This window comes from Caulobacter sp. GW821-FHT10F06, from assembly GCF_058809215.1.
In genome coordinates this window covers 604,643-621,979 of record NZ_JBXASK010000002.1, presented here as the reverse complement: position 1 = coordinate 621,979, position 17,337 = coordinate 604,643, and the positions used below count along the sequence as shown (strand labels likewise).

14 protein-coding genes and 1 tRNA gene are annotated in these 17,337 nt (G+C 65.0%); 11 read left to right on the top strand and 4 right to left on the bottom strand.

Annotation, left to right across the window (positions count from 1 at the left end; all coding sequences use genetic code 11):
* Nucleotides 1-6: 6 nt before the first annotated feature.
* Nucleotides 7-762 (bottom strand): hypothetical protein, encoded by a 756-nt coding sequence (locus tag AC1RUS_RS06185; RefSeq protein WP_492914073.1) that lies wholly within the window; start codon nt 760-762, stop codon nt 7-9.
* A 369-nt stretch (nt 763-1,131) separates the two neighbouring features.
* Between AC1RUS_RS06185 and AC1RUS_RS06180 the strand changes: the two genes are divergently transcribed.
* From AC1RUS_RS06180 to AC1RUS_RS06150, 7 genes are all read left to right on the top strand, one after another.
* Nucleotides 1,132-1,584 carry an alpha/beta fold hydrolase gene (locus tag AC1RUS_RS06180; RefSeq protein WP_492914071.1) on the top strand — a complete coding sequence of 151 codons (453 nt, stop codon included), beginning with the start codon at nt 1,132-1,134 and terminating at the stop codon, nt 1,582-1,584.
* Between the two features lie 490 nt (nt 1,585-2,074).
* Nucleotides 2,075-3,193 carry a hypothetical protein gene (locus AC1RUS_RS06175; protein ID WP_492914069.1) on the top strand — a complete coding sequence of 373 codons (1,119 nt, stop codon included), beginning with the start codon at nt 2,075-2,077 and terminating at the stop codon, nt 3,191-3,193.
* 2 nt (nt 3,194-3,195) lie between these two features.
* Complete coding sequence (locus AC1RUS_RS06170; protein WP_492914067.1) at nt 3,196-4,464, top strand: hypothetical protein; 1,269 nt, start codon at nt 3,196-3,198, stop codon at nt 4,462-4,464.
* Entirely contained in the window at nt 4,461-6,929 is a 2,469-nt protein-coding gene (locus tag AC1RUS_RS06165) for a hypothetical protein (RefSeq protein ID WP_492914065.1), read from the top strand. The genes AC1RUS_RS06170 and AC1RUS_RS06165 overlap by 4 nt, the downstream gene beginning before the upstream one ends.
* A 65-nt stretch (nt 6,930-6,994) precedes the next feature.
* On the top strand, nt 6,995-8,077 hold the full coding sequence (gene pip, locus AC1RUS_RS06160) for a prolyl aminopeptidase (protein ID WP_492914063.1): 1,083 nt from the start codon (nt 6,995-6,997) through the stop codon (nt 8,075-8,077).
* Between the two features lie 113 nt (nt 8,078-8,190).
* Nucleotides 8,191-9,291 (top strand): DUF4365 domain-containing protein, encoded by a 1,101-nt coding sequence (locus AC1RUS_RS06155; RefSeq protein WP_492914061.1) that lies wholly within the window; start codon nt 8,191-8,193, stop codon nt 9,289-9,291.
* Between the two features lie 351 nt (nt 9,292-9,642).
* A complete protein-coding gene (locus AC1RUS_RS06150; protein WP_492914059.1) occupies nt 9,643-9,906 on the top strand; it encodes a helix-turn-helix domain-containing protein in 264 nt (87 codons plus the stop codon).
* Here AC1RUS_RS06150 and AC1RUS_RS06145 read toward each other — a convergent pair.
* Both AC1RUS_RS06145 and AC1RUS_RS06140 read right to left on the bottom strand, forming a co-directional pair.
* Nucleotides 9,866-11,086, bottom strand: coding sequence for a tyrosine-type recombinase/integrase (locus AC1RUS_RS06145; RefSeq protein WP_492914057.1), 1,221 nt, complete (start codon nt 11,084-11,086; stop codon nt 9,866-9,868). The two genes, AC1RUS_RS06150 and AC1RUS_RS06145, sit on opposite strands and share 41 nt — an antisense overlap.
* A 182-nt stretch (nt 11,087-11,268) precedes the next feature.
* Nucleotides 11,269-11,359: transfer RNA gene (locus tag AC1RUS_RS06140), tRNA-Ser, on the bottom strand.
* 143 nt (nt 11,360-11,502) lie between these two features.
* Between AC1RUS_RS06140 and hfsE the strand changes: the two genes are divergently transcribed.
* From hfsE to hfsH, 4 genes are read left to right on the top strand one after another with little or no spacing between them, the layout of a single operon-like run.
* On the top strand, nt 11,503-13,062 hold the full coding sequence (gene hfsE, locus AC1RUS_RS06135; protein ID WP_492914055.1) for a polysaccharide biosynthesis protein HfsE: 1,560 nt from the start codon (nt 11,503-11,505) through the stop codon (nt 13,060-13,062).
* An 8-nt stretch (nt 13,063-13,070) separates the two neighbouring features.
* Entirely contained in the window at nt 13,071-14,513 is a 1,443-nt protein-coding gene (hfsF, locus tag AC1RUS_RS06130) for a polysaccharide biosynthesis protein HfsF (protein ID WP_492914053.1), read from the top strand.
* Nucleotides 14,510-15,442, top strand: coding sequence for a polysaccharide biosynthesis protein HfsG (hfsG, locus tag AC1RUS_RS06125; RefSeq protein WP_492914051.1), 933 nt, complete (start codon nt 14,510-14,512; stop codon nt 15,440-15,442). Before hfsF ends, hfsG begins: the two co-directional genes overlap by 4 nt.
* Nucleotides 15,442-16,215, top strand: a complete 774-nt coding sequence (gene hfsH, locus AC1RUS_RS06120; protein WP_492914049.1) for an oligosaccharide deacetylase HfsH — start codon at nt 15,442-15,444, stop codon at nt 16,213-16,215. Before hfsG ends, hfsH begins: the two co-directional genes overlap by 1 nt.
* On the opposite strand, the gene AC1RUS_RS06115 is transcribed toward hfsH, so the two are convergent.
* Nucleotides 16,212-17,276: a sterol desaturase family protein gene (locus AC1RUS_RS06115; RefSeq protein ID WP_492914047.1), complete on the bottom strand. Its 1,065-nt coding sequence runs from the start codon at nt 17,274-17,276 to the stop codon at nt 16,212-16,214. The two genes, hfsH and AC1RUS_RS06115, sit on opposite strands and share 4 nt — an antisense overlap.
* Nucleotides 17,277-17,337 lie beyond the last annotated feature (61 nt).

The following is a 17,337-nucleotide window of genomic DNA, read 5'->3' as shown; positions in this document are numbered from 1 at the left end:
GAACCTTCACGATTTGGGTGTCCGACCGCCGAGGTAGGCCGCATGGCTGATGCCCAGAAGCGCCAGGAACCCCGCACTTACGCCTGGAAATCCCCTGATCGGTCCAACGACCCATTTGGCGGGCTCAGGCGGGAGCTTGGTTGCCGGCACTTCCGTCAGAGCGGCGAAGAGGCCCCAAAGATCTCCGGCGTAAATGCAGGCGAGCAAAACGGTGAAGGCTAGGTGCTGCACCTTCGTAATATCGACCGTGCCCTCCACGGTATCGGACATGATTAGCTCGATCCACGACGCATCAGAATATTTGTCATTTGCGACGACAGACTGCTTGCTTTCCGCCCTCATCTTTAGAAGAAGAGGGGCCGAAAACGCCGAAAAACTACTCAAACCAAGAAGAGCCCAGATCTGGGACGGAATGGCGATATCCAATACGCCTTTCATGTCGCTTAGGGGGCGCTTCCCAACGCAGGCATTGCTGAATCCGGCCGTAAAAAGGCCGCCGATCAGAACAATCGTCCAGCAGATCAGCTGAAATCGGGACAGGCTGATACGATTGAACTCATCGATAAACACGCCGTCCCATCGTCCTTTGCCGGCCTTTCCGGCGACGAGAAGGATCACACTGAAGAGCGCCAGGGTGATCGCCCAAGTTTGGGCGCGATTACCACCCCAAATCTCCGCCACCCCGACCGGACCGTGCAGGAGGTTCGCGCCGATCACGGCCGCCAATAGCGCGAAGATTACGCCCATGCCGTAGTTTTTCATCTCGCCCCCCGGCCCGCCCCCGCCTTCGCCGATAACGACAAAAGTTATTTCCGGTACTCACGGCGGAGAGCGCCGCGAAACCTCTGCGAGCAAGTTGCAGCTTGAGCGTGAATTGAATTAACCGTCAAGCTGAGAGAACGGCGTTCTTAATTTTGAATCGCGTTGCCCCGAGGGCGGGCATTGTTGGCCGCTACAGGCGCGCCCCATTCTTCGATAGCCAATCGCCCCCATCCGGCGGTGGCTTGGTCAAATCGAACGGCTGCACCTACTAGATGGTGCAGGGCTGACCACCGCCATCACAAGGCGAAGCGGAGGCCAGGCACCGGCTGGAACCCCACGGGTCTTCGCGGCGGCGTGGGCATCGCGCCCATGACGGATGAAGCCGCGAAAATCTTCGGCGCCACCTACGACCCGCCGGAAAACCTGTGGCTGGCCGTGCACTTCTCGCCATCGGCGGCGAGCCAGGCTGCTGGCCGCGCTTTCTTGGAACGTAAGCATCGTCGCCAGGAAGGCCGTGATCCGGAGGTCAATGACCAAGTCGGTCCGCGCCAGATCGAAGCGCTGGGCAAGTACGGCGTCAGCTACGACAGCGTCTTCGACTACCTCAAGTCGATCAGCCAGCCGACGCTGGTCGTGCAGGGCCATAACGACGTGATCGCTCCGACGATCAATTCCTACACCCTGCTGCAGACCCTGCCGAACGCCCAGCTGATCCTCTATCCCGCCGCCAACCACGGCTCGTTCTATCAGTACCCGGAACTGTTTGTGGCCCAGGCAACAGTTCCTGTCCTGGGACGTCGAGTCGCGCCCAGGCCTGCGTGATGACTAACAGCTGACTTTCCCCGCGCGCGCGCCGGTGTCCGGCGCCGCCTGAGGACGGCGATCTACCCTGGTGGCGTGGCGAAAGCCCGCCACCGCCCTTCCCTTCGCTTTGACCAGCTCGCGCGGATTGAAATCGGCCGCCAGCCTTCACTCGGGCGCCCGGGACGGCCACTGGAGCCTCGGCAATCCTCACTTCGCTCGCCCCGACGCGGTTCCCGATTGGTGTAGCCGGGCGACATAGATGTCCGTCTTCCCGCGCGTGTCGCGGCGAGCGCGCCCACCGACGGTCGGTGCGGCCGGGCGCTTGCCCGAAAACAGGCGCCCGGGATTTGGCCGGGGGCATACCCGAAACGGTTCGGCGAATATGCGACCCGTGGTTGACAGATCGAAGCAACACCGAGCTATGATGGTTAAGCTTTAGTTGTCCGCCCTCGGCGGTGACCAGACGCGTACTTGTCCTGGCCGATCGAGGTTTACTCTCGGGGGGTAGATGCCAAGCACCGCAAAAGCGTACGCGAAGGACCGCACCGCGCCCTATGTTCGGCCGCACGCGATCCATCGCGAGCTTGAACACGGCTTTCGCCATTTCCAGTCGACGATGGTGACCAGCCAAGCGCCGCGGGGTGGGGTGTCTCGGACCCTTCATCAATTCCGCGACGACGTCGGCCAAATGAACTTCGCTGGCAGCACCCGCCATACCATCGCGGTCGACCTCGTCCCTACCCGGCACATGTGGCTGCCCGAGCTTTTGGTGCTGGTCCGCAACGCCATGGTCCAGGCCGTCGACGAGGCGACCGAGTTCGAGAACGTCGAGGCCTACTTCCGGGATTTCGACATCTGCTGGGCGATCTGGCGCGAGCTTTCGAGGTTTGGCCAAAAACCTCTCATCGACCTGCAATCCTCACGGCGGCGGCGCCTGGAAAAGGCGCTGGGCAAGAAGATCTTCGTGATGACAGTCGGCGGTCTCTTCGAGGCGCTCGACCTGATCGAAGAGATCATGAAGCTTAGCCAAGTGATCGACAAGGCAACTGGGGCCGCGATCGAGGCGGGTTCGGAACACTGGTATGATCGCCGGGCGGCGATCTTGGGCCGCTATTTCGCGCGCCACATCGGCAGCAGGCTGCGGCCGCGGGTCCAGAATATCGTCCGCGACAAGGAGGTGCGGCCCACCGACATCGCCGACGCCATGGTCAGCCTTCTGTGCGAAGCGATGATCACGATCCAAGAGACGGTGCTTGGCGGCTCCAAGCGCCTGGCGTTCACCATCGACGCGATCCACGAGCTGACTGACGAGGGTTGGGAAGAGATCAAGCTGCGAGCGGCGCTCTGCAAGTTCGTGGTCGAGGGCCTAGACATCAACGTGGCGTCGGTCCTCGGCGGACGAGAAGCCTCGCGAGCATGGCGTTTGGAACTCGCGACGGCCCGTACTCAGGACGTGCTCCTGCCGCCGTATCGGGAGCCGCAGGTGCGGGACAGCTGGTCTCAAGTCATGGGTCAGGAGATCATCGGCGACATCGTCGGCATTGCCTACCGCCAATCGACGGGCGCCACGGGCGGCCAGCTTCATCAAGCCTGGGCCGAGGTGATGGAACGAAAGGGTTATGTCTGAGAATGGGCGCGGGAACCGACGAGACGAACGCGCGAATCAAGGAGCGTTGGGAAGAGCTGACCGAAACGTTCGCGACGCTCTTTTCACTGGCTGAAAGGGCCCCTCTAGCGGGCCTCCGATATTGGAGGGAAGAGGTCGTGCCGCGTTTCGATTTCCATACCGACGTCGGCGACGATCTTGCCGTGCGCACATTCGAACGTCTGGCGGCCATGGCCGTTAGACACGCGAGCACCGAGGAGCTCGCTGCGGTGCAAAACGAGATCACCTCGGCGCGCGGAGGCTTGAGCGCCGTAATGGCCGAAGGTCACGCAGCGGGCATTCGCTCGATCGTTCGCGGCTTTTCCAAAGGGGCCAGGCGCACCTTCGAACAGGGCGGCATCGGGGTGCGAACCCCCACTCTCCGAGAACTGCAAGACTTGCTGATGCTCGAAGAAAAGCTCGACCAGGCTGCCTCCCAGGAATGCCTTAGTTGGCTCGAAGCGGGCTTAAGGTCGGCGCGCGACCATTACCCGACGGCCCACCTGGCTTTCGCGCCGTTGCGGCTTTTCCCGAGCGACCGGTTGATCGAACAGCTGGCCGGCGCACTGGTCGAGGGTGCCATGGGCAAGCTCAGCGTGCCTTTCAGGATCCGCGAGGCCGTCGTCGGATCTCTCGCGCAGGAACGCCCTTTGGTCACCGGAGAAGATCTGGAACTGGACGAAGACCTGTGGCGGTTGCTGGCCCACCTTGCGCCCTCGAAAGCCAGTGCGGCGGACGCGCGGCTCTATCTGGGCCGCTTGGCCAGACTCCATCCCGCCCGCACGCGCCAAGTCGATCAGGTGGTCGCCGCGGTTTGCCAGGCCGTCGACGCGTCCCGGCCCAGCTCGGCCACCCAATCGGCGTTCTTTCAGTGGCTCAAGCGTGACGGAAGTTTTTGGACCCCGAGCTACGCGGTCCTGGGCATGCGCGCCATGCGGCGCGAACAGGCAGAAGCCAAGGCGGCCGGCGAGACCACGGAGAAAGACCAAGACCTCGTGGACCGTCAGCTCGCGGCCTTCGCCGAAGAAATCGAAGCGTCGCTGGCCGCCGGCAAGTCCGACGACGAGCTCCTAGAGATGATCGGAGCCGAGCTGGAGAACGACGAGGACTGGACAGCCTACGAGGGCGCGGCCGAGGCGCTGCGAAAAAAGGCCAAAGCTCGCAAGTCCAGCGGCGTGACCGGGTTCGTGCGGGCTCCCGAGGCCGAGAGGCCCGACGACCACCCGGCCCTCGCAAGGCTGGTGGGCACATGAGCACACCGTCGGCAAAGAGCTACCTGCGCGCCTCGCGCCAGCTCAAGGAGGCGATCGCCACCAACCGGGACGACGGCTCGTTCGCCGCCGACGGCAACGCGATTGTCTATCTCTTCGACACCAACGTCGTCGAAGCCTACCTGCGGGGCGACAGCGCTTTTCTCGGCGGGGCCTTCGGGTCGGGGGAGCTCTTTACCGCCGACGCCGCGGCGATCAGCAGCCGCTTGACCCTGAGATACCTCTTCAGCGGCGAGTTGCCCGGACAGGGTGAGGCCCCTGCCTTTATGAGCCAGTACCACTGGAACGAGGTTTTGGGACGCGCCGACGAGATCGCCGCGCGGGGACGCAGTCCTTCAACCAGCCGTTCGGATCAGAACGCCCAGGGCGCTAAAGGCGCCGTGCCCGTCCAGCAGCCCATTCGCAGAAGCCTGACCCAAGCCCTCGCCGAGCTTCAACACCACCGCTCTTCGCCCAAGGCTCTGCTGGAAGTCGCCGAAAACCTCAATCTCGGCGCCACCTTCATCACGGTCGCCAAGGCGGCGTCGGCCGACGTTCGGTTGCGCACGGTCTTTGCCGGCAGTCTCGATCGCCAGGCCGCCATTCGCGACGTGAGCTATTCTGATCTTTGGGCGGCGGCCTCCGACGCCATCCGAAGCGAAGACGTCCGGTTCTGGACCCAGGAGCTGCAAAAGCGCCTCTTCAAGCAGGACGCCAAACGCCAAGCCCAGGACCAGCGCCGCGGCGAGCCGCCCCGCAGCGCCCGCGCGCTGAAGACCCGCAACATCCAGCACGACGCGATGACTCTCGCGACGATCCAGGCGCTCTACCGCGAAAACCCGGAGGCCGGCGGCAGCGAACCGCAGGTGCGGTTCGTGTTCGTATCTGCCGACAGCACGATTGACGCGGCCCTGCGCGAGAACAAGAGACGCCTGGACCGGGAAGGCATCCACTACTTCCTGCGAGATCCTCGGGTGTACATGCCGCTGCTCAATTTCTCGGCCATGCACCGAACGATGTTGGAAAACACGCCCGAGCTCCAGGAAGTCCGGCAGGTCTTCAACGAGGTCGAGCAAGCGGTGAAGGCGCTGTTTCCGTTCGATCAGGTCGAGACCACGGCGGGAAAGTATGCCACCCACTGGAGCGTCGTCGAAAACGTCCAGAAGTGGTCGATGGCCGCCGAGAAACTGGTCGTCGTCAACGGCCAGTACCTGACCATGGATGCGACCGAGAACGAGCAGGTTCTGCGTGGCATCACGGACATCCTACAAGCGCCCGATGTCTTGGCCGCCACGGCCAAGATGCTTTCGTCGACCCTGACCGGCATCCGCGGACAGCATGCCGAAGAGCTGGCGGGTCTGGCGCTTCGACGGCTGACAAGCACTCGCAACCGTATTCGCAAGCGTTCTGATCAGCCCAGGGCGCACCGGGCGCCGCTCAAACTCATCGGCGTGGACTATCTGGCCCCGGTGCGCGTGCCCGGGGCGCGAAACGCCAGCGCGCTGATCCGCCTTGAACAGCTGCTCTCGGCCATCCGCGAGGAGCCCGCCGGACAGGACGAGGTTCTGGAGAGCGTCGTGGCCCGCCTCGAGCAAACTTGGAACGAGCCCTCCTACAGGACCGCCTGCCGCCTTCTGGCCAGCAGCATCTACTTCGGCATCGGCGCCTGGGACTCGGCGAGGGTATGCGCGGAGCTGTGCTTCGACACGCTCGTCGGACGTCAGCGGTTCGGTGCATGGGCGCGCGAGGCCCACTACTGCAAGGCCTTGGCGTTACGCCTGACGATGAACTCCCGCGCCGAGGTCGAGGAAGCCCGGCACATTCTCTCCGAGAACATCGCCAACTTCGATCGAAGCTTGGCGACGCCCAGGGACCGTGTCGAGCGCGCGGCCCTAATCCTGACGGCCACCATCGCCGAGACGATCGAGAATTCCTATCCCGAGACAGCCAAGCAGCTGGGATCAAAGCTCGATTTCATCGACGCCTATAAGGTCAAGCACGAGTTCGACCTAGCGATGATCGAGATGAACAAGGCCCTGGCCGAAGTCGCCGATTTCGAGACCGAGGATCTCTACATCGCCGGGCGCGTCCGCACGCACGCCACCATCAACCTCCTGGGCGGCTCGATCTTCGCTCACTTGATGGACGATCTTTCCGAGGAGACTTACTCGGTCGATGCCGTGAGCCATGCCGCCGAGCAGGTGCGCCAGGATTTGGCCGAGTTCGACATGGGCGATGGCCCGTTGTCGGCCCAACTCTATTTGCGTGTCGCCGACTATCTGGCGGCCCCCTCCCCCGCGGCCGCGAACAAGCAGATTGCTTTCTTGCAGGAGACTGGATCGGAGTCGGCCGAGCTTTCATGGTCCGATCGGGTCGAGCGAAACTTCATCCTGCGTCACCTACAGGCCGGGCTGCTAGCGGCCAAGATGTCGCTGGGCTCGCTCGAACCCCTGACCGCGGCGCAATAGACGCCGGCAGTTTCGTCACCAAGGCTTCCAGCGCGAAGCATTAACATCGAGGGAGACCTGACCTTATGGACTTCTCTCAACTGCAAGCAGCCAGCAAGGTCCACGACGAGTGGAAGTACCCGCAGACGCCAGCGAACCGCGAGGGGCTGCTGCTCGTCGACGCCGAGGCCGGACACAAGCTTTACTGGGAGGAATATGGTAATCGCGACGGCGAGCCGGTGGTCTTCCTCCACGGCGGCCCCGGCGGCGCCTGCGCGCCGATCCTCTCGCGCTTTTTCGATCCGGAGCGTTACCGCGTAGTGCTCTTCGATCAGCGCGGGTGTGGCAAGAGCGAGCCGAACGTGACTTCTGCGGGCCCGGCAGTCGCATTGACCAACAACACCACCAACCACCTTGTCGACGACATCAACAAGCTTCGCGAAGCGCTGGATATCGGCGATCCGATGCACGTCTTCGGCGGCAGCTGGGGCAGCACCCTAGGTCTAACCTACGCGATCCGGCACCCCGAAAAGGTTCGCACGCTGATCTTGCGTGGCGTCTTCCTGGGGGCGGCGGAGGATCTTCGATACATGTACCAGGGTAACGCCGAGACGTTCGGCGAAAACCCTTTCGAAGTCACCGAGCCGGGCTCGTACGTGGCTTATCCGGACGAGTGGAAGGCGTTCGTCGAAGTCATCCCGCCGGACGGTCGCGGAGATATGATGGCCGCCTACAAGGCGATCTTCGACATGAAGCCCGCCGACGACACCGAACGCGAGCGGCAGTTGCGCGCAGCCTTGGCCTGGTCGGTTTGGGAGGGAGCGATTTCCAACCTCGTCCCCGAGCCGGCTGACTCGGGCAAGTTCGGGCATGCCGACTTCGCACTCTGCTTTGCCCAGATCGAAGCGCACTTCTTCGCCAACCGTCTCTTCCTGGAACCCGACTACGTGGTTCGCAACATCGGAGAGATCGCGGCTATTCCTATCCATGTCGTGCATGGCCGTTTCGACCAGGTCGCGCCCCTGACCCAGGCGTCCCGACTCGTGTCGGCCCTGGCCGCCGTCGGTGCCGCGCCGGCGTCGTTCGTTAAGACGAGCGCCGGTCACAGCGCGCTCGAAGCCCAGAACGTCCTTGCGCTGACGGCGATCATGGACGGATTGCCACGCTAGGGAGGAAAGACGATTTGGCCCCGCGCGGTGCGATCCACCGACCGCCCGCTTGCATGGCGCGCGTTCCTTCGCCAGATGGCCCTCCAGCGTTCGGGCCGGAAACGGAGAACGATATGGCGCCGACCAGATCCAAGCCGCAACGGATCGGTGATCGCGGCGAAGGGTTCGTCCATGAGCTGATCGATGGTCACCCGGCGTGGCTCGGCCGGCGGCAGGACCGTGATTTCGGGGTCGATCTGGAAGCCGAACTGGCCCTGCCTGTCGGTGAAAGCCAGGAACTGACCGGCAAGCTCATCAAGATCCAGGTCAAGGGCAGCGAGGACTGGACGATTTCTCGCTCGGTGATCTCGGTGTCGCTCGGGCGCGACTATCTCGACTACGCCATGCAGTTTCGCATCCCGGTCGTACTCGTCGCCGCAGACGTGACGACGCGCGCCGCCTACTGGGTTTGGCTGCAAGATTGGATGCTGCGCAACGAGGCCCGGTTGGCCACCGCGCCGGTCACCGAGACCGTCACGGTCCACGTCCCGGCCGCCCAGACGCTCACCTCGGGACTGAGCGGTCAGTTGCAGCGGATCGCCCGCGGCCAGGAAAACACCACCACGGTCTTGGCGCTAAGGGAGCTCGTCGAGGTCGCCCGAGCCAACCGAGATCAAAAGCTCTTCAATGGGGTGATGGACGTCCTGGGCGCGGTGGACCCGGCCAGCCGCAGCTGGACCATAGCCAAGGTCGTCGAGGACATGATCGGCCTAGGTCCCCACGCCGGGCTATGGCGCGCCGCCGAATTCGTGCCGGCGCTGCTGTCCCTGGTCGAGCGGTTCGGGGCCGGCATGACGAGCGAGCAGGTCGTGAACATGGTCGCACGCGGCGAAAGCTATTCCCGCTCGGGGCTTTACGGCCTGACCCGGCTTTATGACGAGCACTTTGCCACGACCGCGCGGCTGGGCCTACCGGCCGCCTTCCGAGAGGCGGGTGTCGAGGAAGTTGCTTGGTACTGCGCTTTTCGCGAACACTATGCCGGTCAATCGAGCCTGGAGCTTATCGGGAAGGCTGCGGACGGAAGCCTGCCCGACGTGACGTTCGAGGGTCTAGGACTCACCTATCCGCCAGGCGAAACGAGCGACATCGAGATCTTCTCCAAATGGGCCAATCGCGGCGACTCCGTGTTGCTAGACAGGCTTCGATACGTCGATCCGCCGGTGCCCACCCTCTAGCGGCGAAGGCCGACTACAAGATCGGCAAAAAGATTGGCAGAAATGCCCGTCGTTGAGAAATTTCCTTTGGAAAATTATAGCCTTAATAGGAAGGTTCGCACTCGCAAAGATCGGCAAAAATGAACGCGATTATCGAAACATGGGGTCGGCTCGAACCTATGCGCCTGGAGGACGCCCACCCGGCGACATCAATGAGGTTCTACGGAGCTCGCTTTCAAGGCTGGTCGCGCGGGACGCTTGCGATCCTGCCGTTTCGTTGTCTTTCGCGCTGTGGGGTACATGACGCCGGCGAACGCCTTGCCCTCGCGGAGCCAAATCTGAAACTCATCGCATGACCCCGGAGCTTGCGGCATGCGACACCTCGATCTCACCGCCCCGGAACGACCTCAAACGACGGAGCGGCTCGCCTATCGGGTGAAGGAAGCCGCCGAAAGCCTGGCGATCAGCCGCAGCCGCTTCTACGAGTTGGTGGCCGCCGGTGAGATCCGCGTGTTGAAGGACGGATCACGCACGTTGGTGCGCCGGAGCGAACTCCTGGCCTATCTCGATCGTCTGGAAGAGGCTGGCGACGCGCTCAAGCGGCGAGCGCGCCGGCCTTCGCCCAGTCGTTCATAAGCGCGTGACGCTTGGCGAACATATCGCCGCGCCGATAGGCGGCTTCGACCTTGTTGGCGACCTTGTGCGCCATCTCGATCAGCTCGCCGGGATAGTTAGTGGTCTCGGCTGCCCAGTCGCTGAAGGTGCTGCGGAAGCCATGGGTCGTCAGGTCGCTGCGTTTTAGACTCCTGAGGACCTTGAGCAAGCTCATGTTGCTCAAGCCCTTGCCTGCCCGCAGACCAAAGAACACCGGCCCGGCGGGTTCGGCCGACTGTTCCGGCGCGCCCCTCCCCCGCCAGCGCCTGGCGTCGACCTCAAGCCACCGCGCATGCATGGCCTTGAGGATGGCGATCGCCGGCGCGCTCAGCGGAATGCGGTGCTCCCGGTCGGCCTTCATCCGCTCTGCGGGGATGATCCAGACCTTCTTGACCAGGTCGATCTCGCTCCAGACCGCGCCGAGAACCTCGCTGGTGCGCGCGACCGTCAGGATCGTAAATTCCAGCGCCCGCGCCGCCACGCCTTCGACCTTGGCCAGGCGTTTCATGAACTGAGGAAGTTCGGGGAACGGCAAGGCGGCATGGTGCTGAACCTTCTGCACCTTGGTTTTGGCCGGCAGGATCTTGTCCAAATGACCTTTCAAACGGGCGGGGTTGTCGCCCGCGCGGTGGCCATAGACCGTGGCCCAGTCGAGTACGTTCTCGATGCGGCCGCGCACGCGGCTGGCTGTCTCGGTCTTGGACTGCCAGATGGGCTCGAGCACGGCCACGACGTGACGCGTTTCCACCTCACCGACCGGCAGCTTGCCGATGCGCGGCGTGGCGTAGGTCGTCAGCGTGCTCTTCCACTGCTTGACGTGCTTTTCGTTTCCCCAGGCGGCCTTGTTGGCCTTGATAAACGCGTCCACGGCGTCGTCGAAGGTGACGCTCTTGGACCGTTCGAGCTTTTGCTCGACCTCGATCTTGCGGCGCTCTTCGATCGGATCAAGGCCTGCGGCACGCAGTCGACGCGCCTCGCGGGTGCCGTCGTGGGTGCCGTCGCGGGCTTCGCCTAACGACACGGCGTGGGTCGCGCCCAGACCCATTTGTCGCTCACGGCCATCGACCCAATAGCGAAAAATCCACGACCGGCCCGCCTCACCGGTGACCTGCAGATAAAGGCCGCCGCCATCGGGGTGCAGGCCTTTGCCGAGTCGACGCACCTGAGTGGTTTCAAACGCTCAAAGAGCCGGGCCATTCTACCCCAGTCCCTACCCACGGTCATCGCGTCGACCGTGCTGGATCTTGGTGGACGCGTCTAAACACGATCTCGCGATTTCCCTTGTAGAACAGGGAACTTAAGCGACCCGGACGGACGCTGGTGGACATTGCTGGAAAGGGGTGGTGGCGGAGACGGAGGGATTCGAACCCTCGATACCCTTTTGAGGTATGCCGCTTTAGCAAAGCGGTGCCTTCAGCCTCTCGGCCACGTCTCCCTCCTGAGAGGAGCGGCTGGATAGCCTGTTCGCGGCGACATGACAATGACGCGTTGGCGGAAAATCGCGCGTTAACGCGAAGCTCAGACGGCGACGCTAGGTTGAACCTTGTTTTATCGGTTCAGAGCCCAATGCCGCCAGTCATGACCCGCGATCCAGAGGCCGCTGTTTCCCCCCTTGAGGCGGGGAAACCGGAGTCTCCCGCGCCCGCGGTCACGGTGGTCGCCATCAAGCCGCCGCGGCGGCTGAAGGATCGGTCGCAACGCGGTCCGTTCCGTCCGGAACAGTTGGTGCCGGCCCGCGCACGAATCGAAACGCAGGCGCTGTCGCGGGTCTTTCGGGCCGCGGACGCTCTGGCCGTCATCGTCGGCTGCGTCTCGATCTTTCTGATCCAGTCCGAGGCCGTCGGCGCGCTCGCCAACCTGCCCGCGGCCTTCGCCCTGGCGATCGGCGGCGGAGCGCTGCTGTTGGCCCTGCGCGGACTGGACGCCTATGTCTTCGCGCGCCGGGAGCCCCTGCCCCGCCAGTTGCTGCGCGTCTTCGCGGCCTTCGGCGGCGGCGCGTCCGCGACGCTCATCGCCATGATGACCCTGTCTCCCTCCGAAGGTCACCGGATTTCTCCGGTCCTGGGCTTCATGGCCCTGGCGCCGGTACTGACGGCCTTTCACGCGGCCTGGTGGCACATCATGGCGCGCGGTCGCAGCCAAGGCCGCCTGACGCCCAACATCGTCATTGTCGGCGCCACCGCCAACGCCCAGCACCTGATCGAGGCGGCCATGCGGACGGGCGAGGTGAACGTGCTCGGCATCTTCGACGATCGCCTGGATCGCGCGCCCGAGAACATTCTGGGCGTGCCCGTGCTGGGCGATACGTCCGCGCTCATCGACCACCGGGTCATGCCCTATGTCGACCGCGTGGTGATCGCGGTCAGCTCGGCCGCCCAAGGCCGCGTGCGCCAGCTGGTCGCCAAGCTGGACGTGCTGCCCAATCCGATCAGCCTGTTCGTCGACGTCGGTCGCGACGACGACAGCGAAGCCGCCGTGTCGCGGATCGCCGACTCCGCCCTGACCGAGCTGTCGGGCGCCAAGATCGACGCGCGCAAGGCCTTCATCAAGCGCGCCCAGGATGTGGTGATCGGCGGACTGGGCCTGGTGGTCGCTTCACCGATCATGGCCATCGTCGCCGTCGCGGTCCGCCTCGACAGTCCTGGTCCTATCTTCTTCCGCCAGCGTCGCCATGGCTTCAACAACGAGGAGATCCTCGTCTGGAAGTTCCGTTCGATGCGCCACGAGATGGCCGACGCCCGGGCCGCGCGCCAGATCAGCGCCAATGACGACCGGGTCACCAAGGTCGGCAAGTTCATCCGCCGGACCAGCCTCGACGAATTGCCCCAGCTTTTCAACGTAATGCGCGGCGAGATGTCGATCGTGGGCCCGCGCCCGCACGCCGTGGGCATGAAGACCGGCGATGTGGAGTCCGCCAAGCTGGTGGCGCAGTACGCCCATCGCCATCGCATGAAGCCGGGCGTCACCGGCTGGGCGGCGATCAAGGGCTCGCGCGGTCCGGTCGACACGCCGGAACTGGTGCGCGAACGCGTCGCCCTGGATGTCGACTATATCGAGCGCCAGTCGTTCTGGCTGGACCTCTACATCATCTTCATGACGATCCCCTGCCTGCTGGGGGACCGGTCCACGGTGCGCTGAGGCGCGGGATGTTCTGGCGCGGCGTCATCGGTTATCTGCCGGTCAACATAGCCCAGGGCGTGGTCGGCCTGCTGACCATCGTGCTGTTCACGCGCGTCCTGACGCCCGAGGCCTACGGAACCTACGCGTTGGCCTTCGCGGTCTCGAGCCTGACCCAGACCGTGCTGCTGACCTGGACCGAAGCGGCCATGGCGCGCTTTCACGCCAAGCGCGTCGAGGACGGACGCCTGCCCGACCACTTCGCGACGATCTACAGGCTGTGGAGCCTGGCCGCTCTCGGCGCGCCGGCCATCGCGACGGTGGTGCTGGTCCTCATTCCGATGTCGACCTCGATGAAGACCGCCATGGCCGCCGCCTTCGCCGCTGTGCTGGTCAAGAGCCTGGCCAAGCTGTCACAGGAACGCCGGCGAGCCGCCGGCGAGGTTTCGGGCGCGGCTCTGCTCGACATCGTCCAGACGGTCGGCGCGTTCGGGCTGGGTCTGCTGCTGGCCTGGCTGGGCCTGGGCGGCGCGGCGCCGTTGCTGGGATCGGCCGCCATCTCGCTGCTGTGCCTGTTCTTCGTCCTGCCGGCCGATCTGGCCCGGAGGCGCGGCGGGCGTTTCGACAAGGCCATGGCCCGCGACTACGCCAGCTACGGCGTGCCGGTGTCGCTGTCTCTGGTTCTGGCGCTGGTGCTGTCCAGCACCGACCGCTTCCTGCTGGCCGCCTATCTGGGCGAGGCCACGGTGGGCGTCTATCACGCAGGCTATTCGCTCGGCAGCCGCATCCTCGACGTCGTCTTCATCTGGCTGGGCATGGCCGGCGGTCCTGCCCTGATCGCAGCTCTTGAGCGCGGCGGCGCGGCGGCCGTCAAGGACGCGGCCAGGGAGCAGGCTTCGCTGATGACGCTGCTGACCCTGCCCGCCGCCGTCGGCCTGGCCCTGGTCGCCAAGCCCCTGGCCCAACTGATGGTCGGCGAGGCGCTACATGTCGGCGCGGCGCACGTAACCCCCTGGATCGCCGCCAGCGGCTGGCTGTCGGGCGTGACGACCTATTATCTGCTCCAGGCCTTCACGCTAGGCCGGCGCACGCCGATGCTGATCGCCAGCATGTCGGTCCCGGCCGTCGCCAACCTCATCCTGAACCTGGTGCTGATCCCGAGGTTTGGCCTGGACGGCGCGCTGTGGGCCACCACCGCCAGCTACGCCGTCGGCGTTCTGGCCGCATGGGTCCTGGGCCGCCAAGCGCAGCCTCTGCCCATTCCGTGGAACACGCTGCTGAAGGCCGGCGGCGCCTGCGTTCTGATGGCGTTGGCGATCCTGACCCTGCCGTCGCCTGGCGGGATCCTGGAACTGGTGCTGAAAGCCGGCGTCGGCGCGGTCATCTATGGCGGCGTCGTGCTGGGACTCGATGTAGACGGTCTTCGCGGCAAGCTTTCCACGCTCGCCCGTCGAAAGGCGCGACCGGCATGACCTCACCCGTTGTCGAGACCATCGTCGAAAACGCCGCCTGGGCGGACGCCAAGCCGCGCCTCTCGGTGCTGATCCCCACCTATCAGGACGACCCGTCAGCCTTGATCAAGGCGCTGGACGATCCCACCGCCCATGCCGAGATCGTGGTGCTGGACGACGGCGGCGGCGCGCCCGCGTTGGCCGAGCGCATCGTCCGCCGGATCGAGCGCCTGCGGACGCCGGCGCGCTTTGTTCAGATCTCGACCAACCAGGGCCGCGCCCGTGGCCGCAATCGCCTGGCCAGCCACGCCCGCGCCGGCCATTTCCTGTTCCTGGACAGCGACATGCTGCCCGATCCCGCCGACTTCCTGTCGCGCTGGGCGGCCCTGGCCGAGGGCGAGAACACGCCGATCGCGTTTGGCGGCTTCACCCTGGATCAGACGCCCCGCCGACCCGAGCACGCGCTGCATCGGGCCATGGCGCTGAAGAGCGACTGCACGCCCGCCCCGGCTCGAGCCCGGGAGCCGGAAAAGCACGTCTTCACCTCGAACCTGCTGGTGCGTCGCGACGTTTTCGAAGGCATCGGTTTCGACGAAGGCTTCACCGGCTGGGGCTGGGAAGACGTCGAATGGGCCATGCGAGTCGGCCGCGACCACCCAATCTTGCACATCGACAATTCCGCCAGCCACCTGGGCCTGGACACCGCGCCCGCCATGGCCGCCAAGTACGAGCAGTCGGCCGCCAATTTCGCGCGGGTCGTCGCCATGCATCGCGACATCGTCAGCGCCTATCCCAGCTACAAGGTCGCCAGCGCGCTAAAGCCCCTGCCCCTGCGCGACACCTGGCGGCCGATGTTGAAATCCTTCGCCCTGAACGAGGCCGCGCCCCTGAAGCTGCGCGCGTTCGCCATGCGGCTCTATCGAGCCTCTCTCTATATCGAGGCCGTCTGATGCAAGTGTCCCACGAGAAGGTCGACGCCTACGAGCCCGACCGCACGCTGAAGGGCAAGCTGCGTCGCCGGCTGATCCGCCTGGCGCATCGCCGTCCCGCCCGCGTGAAGCTGGAGCGGCCGATGGTGTCGTTCAGCTTCGACGACGCCCCCGCCACGGCCTGCGAGGCCGGCGCCAAGATTCTGGAATCGCGTGGGCTGCGCGGCACCTACTATTTCGCCGCCGGCCTGACGGGTCGAGTCGGTCCGATGGGCCGCTTCGCCACCGGCGAGGACGCCGCGCGCCTGCACGCCGCCGGCCACGAGATCGGCTGCCATACCTTCTCTCACCTGGATTGCGGGCAATCGTCGCGTGAGACGACCCTGGCGGACATCGACCGCAACGCCCAGGCCCTGGCGTCGTGGGGCGCGGGCCAGCCGGTCAGCTTCGCCTATCCGTACGGCGATGTCGGTTCGGCGGCCAAGACCCTGCTGGCGGGACGCTTCAAGACCGTACGGGCGTTGCATCACGGCCTGATCGCCAATGGCGCGGATCTCAACCAAGCTCCGGCCGTCGGCGTCGAGGGCGAAGACGGCGAGGCCACGGCCCTGACTTGGCTGGATCGTGCGCACGCCCGTAAGGCGTGGCTGATCCTCTATACGCACGACGTATCGGAAACCCCGTCTCAGTGGGGCTGCTCCGTCGGCGCCTTGGAGCGGCTGGTGGACGGCGCGATGAACGCCGGCTTCGATGTCGTCACCGTCGCCGAAGGCGCGCGGCGCATCGGCCTCTAGCCCTCGACGGGCTCTTTCTTCCGGAACAGCTTCACGTCAGACAGCGGACCGTCGCTGCGGCCGCCGAAGAAGCCGATCCAGAAATGGTAGTAGTCGCGCGCCATGTCGCGCGGCACGAACAGGCCGTGATTGTAGGGCGTGTCGACACCGATGGCGATCGAGGCGTCCGCATCGCCGTACCAGGTGCCGAACAGCCGGTCCCAGATCGGAGCCATGGCGAAATGGCCGGTCGGATGGCTCATGTCCAGCTTGTGGTGCAGGCGGTGATGGTTCGGCGACTGGATCACATAGCGCCCGACCCAACCCCAGTCGGCGTCGATCTTGGAGTGGATCAGGAAGCCGATCCCGACCACCAGCACGTTGACGTACAGCATCACGTCGGCCGGCGCGCCCAGAATGGCCATGGGCAGGTTGACGATGAAGTGGCCCGTGAACGCCGCCGGATGCTGGCGGATCGAGGTGATGACCCCGAACTCCGTCGCCGAATGGTGATAGCGGTGCAGCGGCCAGAAATACCGCGTGTGGTCGATGCGATGGGTCCAGTAGTCGAAGAAGGTGTAGACGAAGAAATAGACCACGACCTGCAACAGCAGGGGCAGCGGCGCCGGCCCCAACGAGACGCCGGTCGTGGCCTTCAGCCAGTCGTGGATCCACGCCCCGGAGATCATCGAGACGCCCAGCATCAGCAATCGGCCGGCGACGTCGAGGATATGGGCCTGGCCCAGGAAGAAGCAGGCGAGATCGGTCTTTAGCGAAGCGCTGCGGGCGATCAGCAGTTGGCGCGCCGAGCTGCCGCTCCAGCCGACCGTCGCGGCCTCGATCCACAAGGCCGAGGGCAGCAGCATGAAGATCAGGAAGATGTTGTTGAGGTGCTCGTGGACCGAGCTGGTGTCCAGCGTGCGGCCCAGGACCGTGAAGGCGATCGTGGTGGGCGCGATCTTCAGCGCGCCCCACCACACGGCGCCGGTGAGCGCCAGATAGGCCAGGAAGCCGAGGATCGCCGCAATGCGCGTGTTGCCCGGACGCGCCCGCGCGACCTCCCGCGACGGCGCGAAAGTCATGGCGAGATCGTCCGTGTCGCCTTGCAGCGCTGCGGGTTTCACTGATCCTGCTCCGCGTTCC

Excerpts from the sequence above, each read along its gene's own strand:
- AC1RUS_RS06185 (WP_492914073.1), bottom strand. The coding sequence starts at position 762 with ATGAAAAACTACGGCATGGGCGTAATCTTCGCGCTATTGGCGGCCGTG.
- AC1RUS_RS06180 (WP_492914071.1), top strand. The coding sequence starts at position 1,132 with ATGACGGATGAAGCCGCGAAAATCTTCGGCGCCACCTACGACCCGCCG.
- AC1RUS_RS06175 (WP_492914069.1), top strand. The coding sequence starts at position 2,075 with ATGCCAAGCACCGCAAAAGCGTACGCGAAGGACCGCACCGCGCCCTAT.
- AC1RUS_RS06170 (WP_492914067.1), top strand. The coding sequence starts at position 3,196 with ATGGGCGCGGGAACCGACGAGACGAACGCGCGAATCAAGGAGCGTTGG.
- AC1RUS_RS06165 (WP_492914065.1), top strand. The coding sequence starts at position 4,461 with ATGAGCACACCGTCGGCAAAGAGCTACCTGCGCGCCTCGCGCCAGCTC.
- pip (WP_492914063.1), top strand. The coding sequence starts at position 6,995 with ATGGACTTCTCTCAACTGCAAGCAGCCAGCAAGGTCCACGACGAGTGG.
- AC1RUS_RS06155 (WP_492914061.1), top strand. The coding sequence starts at position 8,191 with ATGGCGCCGACCAGATCCAAGCCGCAACGGATCGGTGATCGCGGCGAA.
- AC1RUS_RS06150 (WP_492914059.1), top strand. The coding sequence starts at position 9,643 with ATGCGACACCTCGATCTCACCGCCCCGGAACGACCTCAAACGACGGAG.
- hfsE (WP_492914055.1), top strand. The coding sequence starts at position 11,503 with ATGACCCGCGATCCAGAGGCCGCTGTTTCCCCCCTTGAGGCGGGGAAA.
- hfsF (WP_492914053.1), top strand. The coding sequence starts at position 13,071 with ATGTTCTGGCGCGGCGTCATCGGTTATCTGCCGGTCAACATAGCCCAG.
- hfsG (WP_492914051.1), top strand. The coding sequence starts at position 14,510 with ATGACCTCACCCGTTGTCGAGACCATCGTCGAAAACGCCGCCTGGGCG.
- hfsH (WP_492914049.1), top strand. The coding sequence starts at position 15,442 with ATGCAAGTGTCCCACGAGAAGGTCGACGCCTACGAGCCCGACCGCACG.
- AC1RUS_RS06115 (WP_492914047.1), bottom strand. The coding sequence starts at position 17,276 with ATGACTTTCGCGCCGTCGCGGGAGGTCGCGCGGGCGCGTCCGGGCAAC.